Raw genomic sequence first — 16,037 nt, 5'->3', positions numbered from 1 at the left:
GTCATCGCCAAGCGCCTAATACTGATAAAGCCCTAACACAATGTGTTAGGGCTTTTTCTTTGCCTAAAAAAAGTTCAACCGCGGGTTTGGACACATCAACAGTTGATAGTGTGAGCGATTTGCCCATGTAAAAATAGGTCATTGCCAAGCGCCCCATATCTTTAAAATAGTGCCTCTTAATTGAGAGCAGATAGCCCGTTACTTACGTAACGGGCTTTTTTGTGTCTGGAATTTGAGCGAGATATCTAGCCGCTTATGGAAACAGATAGTGTAGTCGATATGCTCATGTAACAGTAAATAATCCCTGACTCACTGAGTCAGGGATTATTTGGTTAAGCGTTATCATTAACTAGCTGTGAAAGTAGGGTGTAATGTCTGTGTTATTAAAGCATCGCTTTATACGGACATGGCACGCGGAGGATTTTTCCTCAGCTGAACATCGCCAAGCGCTTAATTTCTCTTAATTGAGAGCAGATAGCCCGTTACTCACGTAGCGGGCTTTTTTGTGTTTAATGTGGCTTAATGAATCTGTACACCGATATGGGGTAAACTCCCCTTAAGATAAATTGGTGTAAAAATGATGACAACTCAACCTACTTACTCAACAGAATTCAAAATTGATGCGGCTAACCTTGTGATTAAACAAGGCTATAGCGTTCGAGAAGCTTGTGAAGCAACAGGCGTAGGCCCAACGGCTATTAGGCGGTGGGTTGCACAACTCAAAGAAGAATTTAGTGGTATTACACCATCAACAAAAGCGCTAACGCCCGAACAAAAGAGAATTCAAGAGCTTGAGGCTCAAATAAAGAAGATTGAATGGGAGAAAGATATCCTAAAAAAGGCTACCGCTCTCTTAATGCAAGACAACATCAAACGATAGCGTTAATTGAGTCATTATCAAGAGAGCAAAGCATTGTTAAGCAACTATGTCAGTTGTTTGAAGTGCCACGAAGTAGCTATCACTATCACCTAAAACATCGCGGCATTGTTAATCCAGATTATCAGCGATTATGCCAGCAAGCTGTTGTGATACACAGTGATAGTCGAGGCTCTGCGGGGGCTAGAACCATTGCAGGTCAATTAAATCAGCAAGGCGAAAATATCGGTCGCTATAAAGCGGCTGGTTTGATGAAGCATGCAGGTCTGGTTAGCACTCAGCTCAGAAAACATCGATACAAAATAGCGAAAGATGAGTCAAAAATTGCCCCTAACCTGCTTAAAAGACAGTTTAATGTAAAAGCGAAAACCCAGGTTTGGTGTGGCGATGTCACCTATATTTGGTCTGGAACAAAATGGTTATATTTAGCGGTAGTCATGGATTTATATGCGAGGAAAGTGGTTGGCTGGGCTTGTGCTGATAGTCCGAATACAGATTTGACCTGCGCGGCTTTAAGAATGGCTTTTGAAAGTCGTGGGCGGCCTAAAGGTCTACTATTTCATTCAGACCAAGGTTGTCACTACAGCAGTCTCCAATATCGACAGATGCTTTGGAAATATCAAATAAATCAGAGCATGAGCCGTCGAGGGAATTGCTGGGATAATGCCGTAATGGAGCGTTTTTTTAGAAGCTATAAAACGGAATGGATGCCAAAGAACGGATATCAACATTTTGATGAAGCAAAGCATGATGTGTTGAACTACATATTGAAACATTACAATACAAAGCGCGGGCATAGTTACAATAATTATATGATCCCAACGGCAGCTGAAATGGCGGCATAAGAAAATCCCCCCTAAGCGTGTACAGATTTACTTGACCACATCAGTTTGGAATTATGATATTTAAACTAAGATTTATGGGGAATTGTTGGTGTGCAAAAGATGAATTAACGAAGTTGTTAGTTGTACTTCAAGTCGAGTGTTGACATAAATCTTGTTGATTAGGCTGAAACAACTCAAATGCCTAACTTAATTAGCTATCAACTCCAAAAATTTATCAATTATTGGTTGGTTAGCTTTTGGGAAATCATAATTTTTAAGTTCCGAAGAAGGAATCCATTTAATTTGTTGTCCTTCGATACCTTCTGCATTGCCTTGGAAGTCCTTTACTAGGTGTATGCCTAGCAATACATGCTTATCAGGATAATCATGTGATATTTCCATAAATGAAGTTGTAGCGTGAACATCTAAATTTACTTCTTCTTTAAGCTCTCTAATTAGAGCCTGGGAGACACTTTCTTTATTTTCCACCTTACCACCTGGAAATTCCCACTTTCCACCTTGGTGAAGGTGCTGGTGTCTTTTAGCAATTAATATCTCTTGCTCTGTATTAACTATAATAGCAACTGCAACATGGATTCTTTTCATTTTTTTTATTCAATGTTTGAAAAAATCGCCTTCATCGAAACCTTCACTATCCAGTGTTTCGTGATCAAATTCTGGCTTCACAGGTATGGCATGTTTTTCACTTGCCCAGTCACCCAGATCTATCATTTTGCAACGCTCACTACAAAAAGGTTTAAATTTTTCGTCAGGCGTCCAGTCAACATTTTCTTGGCAGGTTGGGCATTTTACAGATATAGGCATATAAATTACTCACTGTTAGTTACAGGGAGATAGTAAAGATTTTAGTGGCAAGTTGCTAGTTTGAATTTAACTAAATTATCTGTGTGTTTTTGGTTTTCAAAACCGACAAAGTGGATGGCGTATCTATTTTTATGTCCGCTAATTGTTGGATAACAACTTTGGCTGCAATCTATTTTTACTCTTATCAAAGACAAGGTTTGAACGCTGTTTCCTTGATAAAACCCCTGCAGAGCTTCAGAGGAACGAAACTCAGCAGTACTTCTCGTTAGATCTAACAATAGCTTTATCGGTGTCAATATTGGTACAAAATTTTCAACCCAACTGCGAAGATCTGCTTGTCTTTGTGGCCAATCTTTTGATAACCAAAAATGCAATTGTGGTAAATCAAAATTACAGCAGGCTCCAGGCATGCCAAATCTTTGTTTCAGCGCTGCAATAAATCTATCTTTTTTTAAATGACAACCAATTCGCTCATTGGTTTGAAGGGGGGCTTTTGAGGCATTGAGTTGATCGATGATATGTTGAATTTGTTTTTTATCTACGTGAGGTAAAGCGTGCCACTTACTTAAAACAATGAGTTGCTTATCAATGTCTTTGAGAATATCTGTTCGATAATCACATCTGTCTGTTAATTCGGCAAGAGAAAATAATGGATAAAAACAATGGTGTTGATGATCTGATTCCGTGTGCATCGCTAACTGGTCAGCCAAATACTCTAAACGAAGGTAGCTTCTCGTTTTTTCGTTAAGCGGTTGCTCGTAAATCAGTTCGTTATTCATTATTATTATCTATGCTGTTGATACTTGGTCAAGGTAGCTTGAATGTAATAACTGAACAGTTTTCCGTACTTCTTCTAGGGGAAGTGTGTTGTCAATGACTGCATCAGCCTTTGATAATCTTAATTTCCTAGATATTTGACGGTTTATGATTTTTTCAACTTGTGTTGAATTAACCCCATCTCGCTTAGCTGTTCTTGCTACCTGTTCATGTGGTGGAATATCCACCACTAAAGTCGTATTGACTAAACTATCTAACCCATTCTCAAATAGCAAGGGTACAACCATAATAACATAGGGAGAATTAGCATTTTTGACTGCTGCTAACATTTTTTTTCTAATCAAAGGGTGCAGTAAATTATTTAACCATTGCCTTTCTTGCTCATCGTCGAAAACTTTAGACCTTAATTTAGTTCTATCGAGCTTTCCTGATGAATCTAAAATATCCATGCCATAGCGCGAAATAATCTGACTTAAACCTGTTGTACCTTGCTCAACGACTTCTCGGGCAATAATATCGGCATCAACAAGTTCAATACCGAGTTCTGAGAATTGATTCGCTATTGTGGTTTTGCCTGAGCCAATCCCCCCAGTTAAGCCAACTATGAAGTTTGCCATATTAAATCAGCGTTCCTAAATACCAATTAATGATATCTTGACCCCAAATAAGTGCTATCCAACCAGCAATCGCAATATAAGGACCAAACGGAATTGGATTATCTCTACCGAGGTTTTTAGCCAGCATCATTGATATACCCACAATTGCGCCAACTAAAGATGACAGTAGAATAATTAAAGGAAGAAATTGCCAGCCTAGCCACGCACCAAATACAGCGAGTAATTTGAAGTCACCGTATCCCATGCCTTCTTTTCCGGTCACTATTTTAAATAGCCAAAATACAGACCAAAGGCTTAAGTAACCCGCAGTCGCGCCAATAATCGCATCTGCTGGACTTGCATAAATTCCTTTTAGATTAATAATCAGGCCTAGCCATAAAAGAGGTAAGGTTAATTGATCTGGCAATAACATTTCATCTAAATCAATGCCGGTGAGTGCTACTAATACAAAAGTAAGTATTGAAGCAAACAGGAATTGCCACGTTGGCCCGAAATGCCACGCTAATGTGGCAATAAGCAAACCTGTTATTAATTCAAAAACTGGATATCTGGCATTAATTTTAATTTTGCAGTTAGCACATTTACCGCCCAGCGCTAGCCAACCTAAAATTGGTAAGTTATGCCAAGGCTTAATATCTGCTTTACATTTAGGGCAAGCGGAACCAGGAATAACTAGATTATATTTCTTTGGAAAATCATCGATGGGTTTATTTAACCTTTTCTCACCCACTTCTTTGACTATATCTGGGTGATACTCAGTGAGATAATAATTGCACTCACTTTGCCACTCACGTTTCATCATCACAGGAAAGCGATGAATGACTACATTTAAAAAGCTGCCAATAGTAGCTGCAAAAATAAAGCTGATTGAAATAAAGAGCCAAGGGCTTTGGCTCATCGAATTAAAAAAAGTGTTCGTAAATTCTGTCATTATAATTCTTATTTTTCATTTAACTGTCAGATTAGCTAACAACTTTACCCATTTGGAAAATTGGTAAATACATAGCAACAATTAATCCACCAACAACAGTTCCAATAACAACCATCATAATTGGTTCAATTAGGCTTGAAAGACCATCTACTGCGTCATCAACTTGCATTTCATAGATATTAGCAATTTTATTTAGCATATCATCTAATCCACCGGACTCTTCACCAATCATTACCATTTGAGTTAGCATGTCAGGAAAAAGACCAGTTGTTCGCATGGCTACATTCATTTGCATACCAGCCATTACTTCTTGTCGAACTTTAAGTAATGCTTTTTTATATACAGCATTACCAGAAGCGCCAGCAGCTGATTCCAGTCCGTCAATCAATGGTACACCAGCTGCGAATGTAGTAGCTAAAGTTCGAGCAAATCTGGCCATGGCTCCTTTGTGTAAAATAGGGCCTATAGCTGGTATCTTCAGAATGAAAGCATCTACTTTATCTCTAAAAGTTTTTGAGTTTCTATGTGTTCTTACAAATGCAAATATTAACGTAAAAATAATTGCAGCGATGATATACCAATATGATTGAAGTGCTCTTGATATACCTAGAACAAACTGTGTGAAAGCAGGTAGTTCAGCACCAAAGCCTGCAAAAATTTCTTCAAATTGTGGAACTACGAACAGTAGTAATAATGTGGTAACAGCTATAGCTACAATAACTACAGCTGCTGGATAAAACATCGCTTTTTTAATTTTAGATTTCAGAGCTTCAGACTTTTCTTTATATGTTGCAATTCTATCAAACACTGCATCTAAAGAACCTGAGTGTTCCCCTGCAGCGACAAGGTCAACATATAAGTCATCAAAGTAAAGTCTGTTAGGCCTTAAAGCGTCTGATAAAGGTATTCCTGATTGTATATCTGTCAAAATACTCCCAAGTAATTCTCTCATCTTAGCCTTTTCGTGACCGCGCCCTAATAATTCCACTGTGGTTACTAATGGTACGCCCGCTGAAAGCATGGTCGATATCTGCCGAGTAATCATTGCAATGTCCATAGCAGTGATTTTTTTCTCAGATTTGAATAAAGAAGCTGACTTTTTGCGGACACCTTTAGGGGTTACGCCTTGGGCCTTTAGTATACTTCTAATTTCAGAAATTGTAGCGCCTCGAAGCTCACCTGAGGTTCTTTGACCGTCCCTGTTGACACCTTTCCATTCGAAAGTAAAAACCTTAGGTTGATGTTTTATTTCTTTTTTTGTTCTGGGCTTTCTTTTTGCCGATGCTGTTGCCATAAAGCAAATCCTTTTCTATTTATTATGTGCAATGCTTAATTCAAGTAATCACAATTTAATTGAAACTTGTCACTCGATTTACTTCTGCAATACTAGTAATACCTTTAGTGACCTTCAATAAACCAGATAAGCGTAAGTCACGCATACCACTTACCTTAGCTTGACTCGCTATTTGCAAAGAGTTGCCACCTTCCATAATTGTTCTTGATATTTCGTCTGTCATTTTCATTACTTCATAAATACCCACGCGGCCTTTATAACCGCCAGAGCAATGCTCGCAGCCAATGGGCTTATAAACAGTGAAGCCTGTGTTAATAGAATCTTCTGTAAAACCTAAACGCTGTAGCTCTTCTTTTGGTACATCTTCTGGTGATTTACATTCAGGGCATAAACGCCTTGCTAGGCGCTGTGCAATTATCAGGTTTACTGAACTAGCGATGTTATAACCAGGCACCCCCATATTGATTAAGCGGGTTAATGTTTCTGCTGCCGAGTTAGTATGTAAGGTGGATAGTACTAAATGACCAGTTTGTGCAGCTTTAATGGCGATTTCTGCTGTTTCTAAATCTCGAATTTCACCGACCATGACCACATCTGGATCCTGACGTAAGAATGAACGCAGTGCCGAAGCAAATGTTAAACCTGCCTTGAGGTTTATGTGAACTTGGTTAACACCCTCCAAATTAATCTCTACTGGATCTTCTGCAGTGGAAATATTGCGTTCTTCAGTGTTAAGAATATTAAGTCCGGTATACAAAGAAACAGTCTTACCAGATCCTGTTGGGCCGGTAACTAAAATCATTCCTTGGGGTTTAGCGAGCATTTGTTCATAAAGCTCGCGCTGGTCATCTTCATAGCCAAGCTTTTCAATACCAAGTTGTGCAGACGAAGAATCCAATATACGCATAACAATTTTCTCGCCCCAAATGGTGGGCAAGGTACTGACACGAAAGTCAATCGATTTAGTTCGCGACAGTTTCATTTTTATGCGGCCATCTTGGGGCACGCGGCGCTCAGCAATATCAAGCTTTGACATCACTTTTAATCGAGCAGAGATTCGGTTGGATAGATTGACAGGTGGCTCTGAAACCTCATGTAAGATGCCATCAATACGGAAGCGGATGCGATAGCGTTTTTCATAAGGCTCAAAATGTAAGTCTGAAGCGCCTTTGCGAATAGCGTCGGTTAGGATTTTATTTATGTAAATAACAATTGGTGCATCATCACTACTTTCAGCTTCCTGTTCTTCATGTTTTTTATCAGTATCTGTAACTTCAATGCCAGCAAGTGCTTCTTCGTCGATGCCATCAAGACCAAGACCTGAAATATCTTCTTCTAGTATTTTTTCTAATGCATTTGTTAGTTTATCATCTTCAACAATTATAGCTTCAGCATGTAGCCCTAAGCTAAATTGAAAATCTTCTAATGCAGCGATGTTGGTAGGATCGGAAGTCGCAATAAATAGCCTGTTACCGCGTTTGAATAAAGGAAGGCACTTGTGACTAGCAATGAGTTTCTTATTTAGAATATCTTCGGGAATATCATTAAAATTAAATTCAGCTAGATCTAGTAGAGGTGCACCGTATTCTTCATAGCATAATTCGGCAATTTCACGAGGTGAAAGTAACTTTGTTTGAATAATTGTCGTAACCAGAGGATGTTTAGATTTTCGAGATTGACTAATAGCAATTGCAACTTGTTCTTCAGATAACAAGTTTTTTCGTATAAATAATGTTGAAAGACCTAAATTCAGACCTGATGCCGCCATGCTATTTTACTCTGCTAACATAATGATACTTTTGATTATTGCATAAACTGCTATATCTACCAAAGTCAAAAAAGCAGCATAAAGCTGCTTTTTTTTTGCAAATCTTCTAGCTTAATTTAAGCTAAATAATTGCTCTCTAAGGTAAATTTGCACCTTTTTTACATATTGTTAAATCTGCAGCAACGCCACTTGTCATAACAAATGAAACCCCGCCTTCCGCATCATAAGAAGCTGTAAGTACACATTTAGGCTCAGTCCATGCTAAAGAGAAAGTACCATCTTGAGCAGGATCAGCTGCTACTGTTCCAAATTTACTATTTTTAGCTGCTTCTGCTGCAATACCAGTACAACCAATACCTGTAGTAATACAAGTTTGTACCTTAGTTGAAAAAGATGTAATACCTTTCATTGCTGCACCACCTTGTGCAGATGTTACATAATCTTTATAAGCAGGCAATGCGATTGCTGCAAGAATACCGATGATCGCTACTACGATCATTAATTCAATAAGAGTAAAACCCTTAGCGTTTTTGATTTGGTTAATGCTTTTCATTTTTTATCTCTCTATGTGTTGCTTCGGGGTTGTTCTATTCCGTGAAACTCAACATAACTAAAGGCCCTTAGTCATGCTAACTGGTGTCCTATCACCACAATCCTTCTAGCATTAATAAACTAGTGTATTTTTTATTAACTTTTAAAACTGTTAATGCTTTTAAAAGTGCGACTCACCAAATGTTGCTATACAACGATGAAAGTAATTTGGTGGGTCAACCTATTACTTCATTCTTTAAAGTTTACAGTTACAGGATAGAGTAGAGATTAAATAATCGCCACTTTATCTACTAACGGCAACAAACAATATAACTTTACTGAAATATTGTTAAAGGAGTGTTTCAGTCAAGGTGGCTTCAATCATTTACTATCAAAAACCAACAAATGTTACGCCTGTAACGCTTTGAAAAGTAATTTGTAAAAAAGTTTAGCTTGAAATTATACTCGCCTGTAGTGAACGTTATTATAAAGTTATCAAAAAGGGAATACCTTGCAGGCTTAAAGTGTAAAAAAAGCCAGGAAAATGTAATTTAAGCCCTTGTTGGCACTGGTTTCGCAACAAAATGATGACATTTTTTGAGGTGTCGTGGATTAATTGACTGAAGTTTTTGAAAGTCAAAAATATGGCTTGTTCAGAAAATAAAATTAGTAGAAAAATGTACTATATCTTTAGTGCTTAAATATATGGTATGACCACTTGGGATGAGTTGAAAACTTCAGAAAGTTAAGCGAATGCAATATTGAGAGTTTAGATTTGTATTTTGATGCTCAGCAACAAGAGGTTATCAATATAAGCTATTCTTAAGTATGTAACCTTAGATAAACAAACTAATTCAAGTAAGCTAATACAAGCAAGCTTAGATAAGTAACCCTAAGTTAGTTAATCATCTCACTGGATGGGTATTATTTTACTTGCTAATTAGCTTTGAGATGAAGTATTAAAAAAGCACTCTTGAATAGAGTGCTTTTTGTTGGATAATTTATAGTATTAGGCAGACTCCATACCGTTATTAGTACTATGAAGTATTAGAATGAAAGCCTCGATCGTTTAGCTCTAACGTCTAGCTGCCAAAGGCTAATAACTTAGTGCTAGAAACTAGCCTTTTAACCTTAACGACAAATCCAACGCTTTGACATGCTTTGTTAGCGCGCCTACAGAAATATAATCCACACCTGTTTTCGCAAAGTCAGCAATGGTATCGATGGTGACATTACCCGACACTTCAAGCTTTGCTCCTTTCCCTTGCGCTTTGAAGTCGTGGTTAAGTGCTACTGCTTCTATCATCATAGTGACATCAAAATTATCCAGCATAATAATGTCAGAGCCTGCTTCTAATGCTTCGGTTAGCTCGGCAATTGATTCGACTTCTACTTCTACTGGTTTTTCATTATCTAGCTCTCGAGCCGCTTTAATCGCTAAATCAATGTTGCCGCAAGCCATGATATGGTTTTCTTTGATTAAGAATGCATCAAATAAACCAATACGATGATTCTTGCCACCGCCGCAAGTGACGGCATATTTTTGTGCTGTACGCAGGCCTGGGATGGTTTTTCGAGTGTCTAGTAGTCGGGTGTGGGTACCCGCTAACTTGTCAACATAGTGTTTGGTTAAGCTGGCAACACCCGATAAGGTTTGGATGAAGTTCATTGCCGTGCGCTCGCCAGTTAAAATAGCTCGAGCTGGCCCTGATAATTCACATAGCACTTGGTTGGCTACTAATAAGTCACCGTCATCAACATGCCAATGCAGCGCCACATCACCACCGAGTTGATTAAAGACTTGTTCTGCCCATGCTTTTCCGCAAAAAACGCCCTCTTCTCGAGTGATTAATACAGCTTCTGCGTATTTATCAGCTGGAATAAGTTGTGCGGTTATATCGGCAGCTAAAATATCTTTGGGTGTATGGGAAGGGGTATGACCTAAGTCTTCATCAAGCGCTGTTTTTACGGCTTGTCGGATATCGTTTTCAATCATGTGCTTAGTCCTTGCTATTACAGCGACATCAAGCTGGAGTATGTCAAATTCAGCCAGCTGATAATAAAACAGGTATGCAGGCAACTTTACCACAGTTGTTATTTTAAAATATAGCATTGAGCTGTTACATTGAGCTTGTTTAATTAACGACAAAGTTCTTTTATTATCTTCTCTCTACTCGGCATTAAGTGACTTAACTGTAATATGAAAAACATGATTCAAGCTGGGTGGCATCAAGCTGCCCGTATATGTAAGTCGCCACACTTTAATCAACGACCTTTAAATGAAGTGAGTGGCTTGGTGATTCATAACATCAGTTTACCTGCGGGTTGTTATGGTTTACCTCATATCGACGGTTTATTTCAGGGATGTATAGATACCTATGCTGATCCTAGTTTTAGCGAATTAGTGGGACTTGAAGTCTCTGCTCATTTTTTAATTCGCCGTGATGGGGAAGTTGTGCAATATGTAAGCTGTGATGACAGGGCTTGGCATGCAGGGGTTTCTAGCTTTAATGGCCGCGAAAACTATAATGATTTTACCATTGGTATAGAGCTTGAAGGGACTGATACAGAACCGTATACCAATGAGCAATATCAAGTTTTAGTACAATTAACCTTGGAGTTGTTTAATGAATATCCTATGCTTAATCAAAGTCAAATAGTAGGACATTGCGACATAGCACCTGGACGTAAAACAGACCCAGGGGAGAGCTTTGATTGGCAACGCTATTTGGGAATGCTATCGGGTTAAGTGTGAGTCTCAATTAATGCACATTCTCGATTGCAGTTGATTCATATACCAACATCAACCAGATTTTTTAAGCTTTCACTTCTAAAGCTGTAAACAGGAGTCACATGGCACTATTTTCTTTATTAATTGCGATCATGGTCGAAAGGCTTAAGCTTTTACCTGCCAATTGGCAGTTTGATTCAATGCTAGCCAAGTATCAGCAATTGTTTTGGAAAGATAACAAGTTTGATTCACCGCTTGCTGTTTCTGCAGTGGTGTTAATTCCTGCCATTATTGTTTTTCTTATATTATTTCTCATAGACGGTGTGTTTTATGACTTGGTTACCCTGTTGTTATGGGTTGCAATTGCTATTTTTTGTTTAAGTCATCAATCTCTTCGTAGTAGTTTTAAAAAGTACATGTTGGCGGCCTGCCGTGGAGATGTACAAGCTTGTTACCATTACGCTGAGCACCTAGATTGTACTGAATGTTTAGATGCCATTGATGAAAAAGATTTAGGCCAGCAAATCGGTAAAACGGTTGCTTGGGTTAATTACCGCTATTACGGCGCAGTGGCATTATTTCTGATTTTCTTTGGCCCTGTTGGCGCAGTACTTTATTGTTCAGTTCGTTTTTATGAGCAATATAATCAACAGAATAAACTCGATATGCCATTTATCAGTCAATTACTCTTTTTGCTTGATTGGATCCCGAGTCGGGTGTTCAGTTTTGGTTTTGTGTTGAGTGGGCATTTTGCATCTGGGATTTCAGAATGGCGCAAGCAAGTATTTAACGCTAACAATTCAGCTAAAAATATTGTCACTTATACCGCGCTCGCCGCTGAAACACTTCCTGAGTCAACTTCAGCTCCTGTTTGTGTACAACCAACACTGGCATTACTGGCACTCAGTAAACGTAACTTTATTTTGCTGCTTACCGTACTATCGGTGCTAACGATTTTTGGATTAGTGAGTTAGGTTGACGCGAGATTGCTAATCTTTATAAATACGAATGATTAATATTAATTAATGTATAACTAATATTAAATTGAAATAGAAAAACAGTTTTTATTTTTTAACCATTCAATTGCTGCATTTACTGCTAATGTTTAACAGAAAATGTGGCTGATGTAATCACTTTGAATAGGTTTACTTGATTCGCAGCCCTTCCGTGGTCGCGTTTAGTAAATGGTCAGACCCCTTTGAAGGTTTTTTTCGTTATGCTCTTATTCTATTACGAAGTCGAGCGTTTAAAACCTTCACCTAACATCCATTCAACACTAGCCTAACTAGACATCAAATGTTTGATTTGATAAAGTGCGCTATCTCATATAAATTGGTAAGACCAATTGACAACGGAGCTGAGGGCCAAATGGCTTATAGCAAAATAACCCAGCCTAAAATTTCAGATGTGATCATGGAGCAATTAGAGCGCATGATCCTTGAAGGTAGTTTACAGCCTGGCCAGAAGTTACCGCCTGAGCGTGAACTGGCTTTGCAGTTTGAAGTGTCTCGTCCTTCATTACGCGAAGCGATCCAGAAGCTAGAAGCCAAAGGGCTTTTAATGCGTCGCCAAGGTGGTGGCACCTATGTAAAAGAACAACTATGGCAAAGCCTCGCCGATCCTATTGTTGAGTTGATGCACAATGATTCAGAAAGTCAGTATGACTTACTGGAATTTCGTCATGCAACAGAAGGAATGATGGCTTATTTTGCCGCACTTCGTGGAAATGACGCTGATATGCAAAGCATTAAGCGTTCTATCAACGAAGTGGAAGCTGCAGCTAATGTTGAAGCACAAGCAGATGCGATTGTACGTTTTTATCGTGCTGTTGCCGAAGCTTCACATAATGTGGCGATGTTACACCTAGTACTTAGTTTAACCCCTGTGTTGCACAAGAACGTAGCACAGAACCTAGAGCTTCTAAGCCGCCGCGAAGAAGCATCTACAATGGCGAATGAGCACAGACGAGCATTACTCGCTGCTATCGTTCGTCGCGACCCTGATGCGGCACGTGAAGCCTCGAATGAACATTTAAGTTACATCGAGGAAGTCATGTTGTCTGTGAGGGAAGAAGACAGTCGGTTGCAGCGTAGCTTGCGCCGTTTAAAGAGCGGTGTTTGATACAAATTATAGTGATAATCATTATAAATTGACCGAAACACATTAATTATCAGTATCTAGAGAAGGACAGCGACATGTCTGAAGATATGCTACAAGACTTAGATCCATTAGAAACTCAAGAATGGGTAGATTCACTGCAAGCCGTATTAGAGCAAGAAGGCCCTGAACGTGCGCATTTTCTACTTGAACAATTAATCGATAAAGCTCGCCGCAATGGTACCCATCTACCATATAAAGCGACGACAGCTTATTTGAATACGATTCCTTCAGGCCAAGAGCCGCATATGCCTGGCGATCAGGAAATGGAACGTCGCATTCGTGCAATCGTTCGTTGGAATGCACTTGCAATGGTATTACGTGGTTCTAAAAAAGATTTAGAACTAGGTGGTCACATTTCAAGTTTTGCCTCTAGTGCGACTATTTATGACGTGTGTTTTAACCACTTCTTCCGTGCTCCAAATGAAAAAGACGGCGGCGATTTAGTTTATTACCAAGGTCATATCGCACCGGGTATTTATTCTCGTTCGTTCCTTGAAGGGCGTATTAGCGAAGATCAAATGAACGGTTTCCGTCAAGAAGTTGATGGCAAAGGTTTATCTTCATACCCGCATCCTAAGTTAATGCCTGACTACTGGCAGTTCCCGACGGTATCGATGGGTCTTGGTCCGATTCAAGCAATCTATCAAGCACGTTTCCTTAAGTATCTTACTGACCGTGGCTTAAAAGATTGCTCTGAGCAAACTGTTTACTGTTTCTTGGGTGATGGTGAGTGTGATGAGCCTGAAACATTAGGTGCTATTGGTCTTGCTGCTCGTGAAGAGTTAGATAACTTAGTCTTTATCGTTAACTGTAACTTACAACGTCTTGATGGGCCTGTTCGTGGTAACGGCAAGATCATTCAAGAGCTAGAAGGCGAGTTCCGCGGCGCAGGCTGGGAAGCAGTTAAAGTGATTTGGGGTCGCTACTGGGATCCATTACTTGCACGTGACACTAGCGGTAAATTATTGCAGTTGATGGAAGAAACCGTTGATGGTGAATACCAGAACTGTAAAGCTAAAGGTGGCGCGTACACTCGTGAGCACTTCTTTGGCAAATACCCTGAAACTGCCGAAATGGTTGCTAACATGTCAGATGATGACATTTGGCGTCTAAACCGTGGTGGTCATGATCCAGTTAAGATTTATGCTGCACTACAACATGCTAAAAATACCAAAGGTCGTCCAACAGTAATCCTTGCTAAAACAGTAAAAGGTTATGGTATGGGTGATGCAGGTGAAGGTAAAAACATCGCGCATAACGTGAAGAAAATGGGTGTTGAGTCGCTTAAGTACTTCCGCGATCGTTTCAATATCCCAATTAGCGATGATCAGTTAGAAGATATTCCTTACTATCATCCTGGTGCTGACTCAGAAGAAGTTAAGTACCTAAAAGCGCGCCGTGAAACTTTACATGGTGCTATGCCAAAACGTCTTGAGAAATTCTCACAAGATATCGAAGTACCATCGTTGAAGATTTTCGACTCAGTACTTAAAGGTTCTAACGGTCGTCAAATCTCAAGCACAATGTCATTTGTACGTATTTTAACTGCATTGTTAAAAGACAAAAAAATCGGCAAACAAATCGTACCGATTATTCCTGATGAAGCACGTACCTTTGGCATGGAAGGTTTATTCCGCCAAGTGGGTATTTATGCTCATGAAGGACAAAAGTACGAACCACAAGATTCTGATCAAGTTGCATACTACCGTGAAGATAAAACCGGCCAAGTATTGCAAGAAGGTATTAACGAGTTAGGTGCAATGTCATCTTGGGTTGCTGCGGCAACAAGTTACTCGGTTAACGATACCCCAATGATCCCGTTCTACATTTACTACTCAATGTTCGGTTTCCAACGTATTGGCGACATGGCATGGGCAGCGGGTGATATGCGTGCTCGTGGTTTCATGGTGGGTGGTACATCAGGTCGTACAACATTGAATGGTGAAGGTCTTCAGCATCAAGATGGTCACAGCCATGTATTAGCTAACACTATCCCTAATTGTATTTCTTATGACCCGACTTACGGTTACGAGATCGCAGTGATTGTTCAAGATGGTATTCGTCGCATGTATGGTGAGCAGGAAGATGTTTTCTACTACCTAACAACGATGAACGAAAACTACGAACAACTTGCTATGCCAGAAGGCAGCGAAGAAGGCATTGTTAAAGGTATCTACAAGTTAGAAACCCTTCAAGGTAGTGGTAAAGGTTCTGTCCAGTTAATGGGTAGCGGTACTATCTTAGAGCAAGTGCGCAAAGCAGCAGTCGCGTTATCAAAAGATTTTGGTATTACTGCAGATGTATTCAGCGTGACTAGCTTTAACGAGTTAACTCGTGATGGCCAAGCTGCTGAGCGTTATAACATGCTCCATCCGACTGAAGCGCCAAAAGTACCTTATATTTCTGAAGTGCTATCAAAAGATGCGCCAGCAATTGTTGCTACAGATTATATGAAGGTTTACGGCGAGCAATTACGTGCTTACATTCCTACAGATTACAAAGTGCTAGGTACTGACGGTTTCGGTCGCAGTGATAGCCGTGACAACTTACGTCACCACTTTGAAGTAGATGCTAAGTTCATCGTTGTTGCTTCATTAAAAGCCCTTGTTGACCGTAACGAAATACCAGTTGATGTGCTCACTAAAGCCATCAAAGAATATGGTATCGACGTTGATAAGATTAATCCACAGTACGCATAGAGA

Annotated in this window: 14 protein-coding genes; 5 read left to right on the top strand and 9 right to left on the bottom strand. The window is 39.5% G+C overall.

Annotation, left to right across the window (positions count from 1 at the left end):
- Positions 1–577: 577 nt before the first annotated feature.
- Positions 578–1,722, top strand: a protein-coding gene (locus AB4153_RS11695) for an IS3 family transposase (RefSeq protein ID WP_371997520.1) whose coding sequence is annotated in 2 segments (ribosomal slippage) — positions 578–833 and positions 833–1,722 — 1,146 coding nt in all. Because the reading frame shifts where the segments join, the coding sequence is not laid out codon by codon here.
- A 186-nt stretch (positions 1,723–1,908) separates the two neighbouring features.
- Here AB4153_RS11695 and mutT read toward each other — a convergent pair.
- From mutT to nadC, 9 genes are all read right to left on the bottom strand, one after another.
- A complete protein-coding gene (gene mutT, locus AB4153_RS11690; RefSeq protein ID WP_303513541.1) occupies positions 1,909–2,307 on the bottom strand; it encodes an 8-oxo-dGTP diphosphatase MutT in 399 nt (132 codons plus the stop codon).
- 9 nt (positions 2,308–2,316) lie between these two features.
- Positions 2,317–2,526 carry a DNA gyrase inhibitor YacG gene (gene yacG, locus AB4153_RS11685; protein ID WP_102527406.1) on the bottom strand — a complete coding sequence of 70 codons (210 nt, stop codon included), beginning with the start codon at positions 2,524–2,526 and terminating at the stop codon, positions 2,317–2,319.
- Between the two features lie 41 nt (positions 2,527–2,567).
- Complete coding sequence (gene zapD / locus AB4153_RS11680) at positions 2,568–3,305, bottom strand: cell division protein ZapD (protein WP_303513545.1); 738 nt, start codon at positions 3,303–3,305, stop codon at positions 2,568–2,570.
- Between the two features lie 9 nt (positions 3,306–3,314).
- A complete protein-coding gene (gene coaE, locus AB4153_RS11675) occupies positions 3,315–3,920 on the bottom strand; it encodes a dephospho-CoA kinase (RefSeq protein ID WP_303513548.1) in 606 nt (201 codons plus the stop codon).
- Between the two features lies 1 nt (position 3,921).
- Positions 3,922–4,851, bottom strand: a complete 930-nt coding sequence (locus AB4153_RS11670) for an A24 family peptidase (RefSeq protein WP_303513552.1) — start codon at positions 4,849–4,851, stop codon at positions 3,922–3,924.
- Between the two features lie 31 nt (positions 4,852–4,882).
- A complete protein-coding gene (locus tag AB4153_RS11665) occupies positions 4,883–6,145 on the bottom strand; it encodes a type II secretion system F family protein (RefSeq protein WP_303513554.1) in 1,263 nt (420 codons plus the stop codon).
- Between the two features lie 55 nt (positions 6,146–6,200).
- On the bottom strand, positions 6,201–7,913 hold the full coding sequence (gene pilB / locus AB4153_RS11660; RefSeq protein ID WP_303513556.1) for a type IV-A pilus assembly ATPase PilB: 1,713 nt from the start codon (positions 7,911–7,913) through the stop codon (positions 6,201–6,203).
- A 136-nt stretch (positions 7,914–8,049) separates the two neighbouring features.
- Positions 8,050–8,466: a prepilin-type N-terminal cleavage/methylation domain-containing protein gene (locus AB4153_RS11655; RefSeq protein ID WP_303513558.1), complete on the bottom strand. Its 417-nt coding sequence runs from the start codon at positions 8,464–8,466 to the stop codon at positions 8,050–8,052.
- A gap of 1,095 nt (positions 8,467–9,561) precedes the next feature.
- Entirely contained in the window at positions 9,562–10,440 is an 879-nt protein-coding gene (nadC, locus tag AB4153_RS11650; RefSeq protein ID WP_371997519.1) for a carboxylating nicotinate-nucleotide diphosphorylase, read from the bottom strand.
- A 204-nt stretch (positions 10,441–10,644) separates the two neighbouring features.
- On the opposite strand from nadC, the gene ampD reads away from it, so the two are divergent.
- From ampD to aceE, 4 genes are all read left to right on the top strand, one after another.
- Positions 10,645–11,193 (top strand): 1,6-anhydro-N-acetylmuramyl-L-alanine amidase AmpD, encoded by a 549-nt coding sequence (gene ampD, locus AB4153_RS11645; protein ID WP_371997518.1) that lies wholly within the window; start codon positions 10,645–10,647, stop codon positions 11,191–11,193.
- Between the two features lie 104 nt (positions 11,194–11,297).
- A complete protein-coding gene (gene ampE / locus AB4153_RS11640; protein WP_102527413.1) occupies positions 11,298–12,149 on the top strand; it encodes a beta-lactamase regulator AmpE in 852 nt (283 codons plus the stop codon).
- 394 nt (positions 12,150–12,543) lie between these two features.
- Positions 12,544–13,296 carry a pyruvate dehydrogenase complex transcriptional repressor PdhR gene (gene pdhR, locus AB4153_RS11635; protein ID WP_102527414.1) on the top strand — a complete coding sequence of 251 codons (753 nt, stop codon included), beginning with the start codon at positions 12,544–12,546 and terminating at the stop codon, positions 13,294–13,296.
- 74 nt (positions 13,297–13,370) lie between these two features.
- Positions 13,371–16,034 carry a pyruvate dehydrogenase (acetyl-transferring), homodimeric type gene (gene aceE / locus AB4153_RS11630; protein WP_229369670.1) on the top strand — a complete coding sequence of 888 codons (2,664 nt, stop codon included), beginning with the start codon at positions 13,371–13,373 and terminating at the stop codon, positions 16,032–16,034.
- Positions 16,035–16,037: the final 3 nt, after the last annotated feature.

This window comes from Shewanella sp. 10N.286.52.E4, assembly GCF_041468785.1.
GTDB lineage: Bacteria > Pseudomonadota > Gammaproteobacteria > Enterobacterales > Shewanellaceae > Shewanella > Shewanella electrodiphila.
The sequence above is the reverse complement of the archived record's forward strand: the minus strand, read 5'-3'. Positions and strand labels throughout refer to the sequence as shown.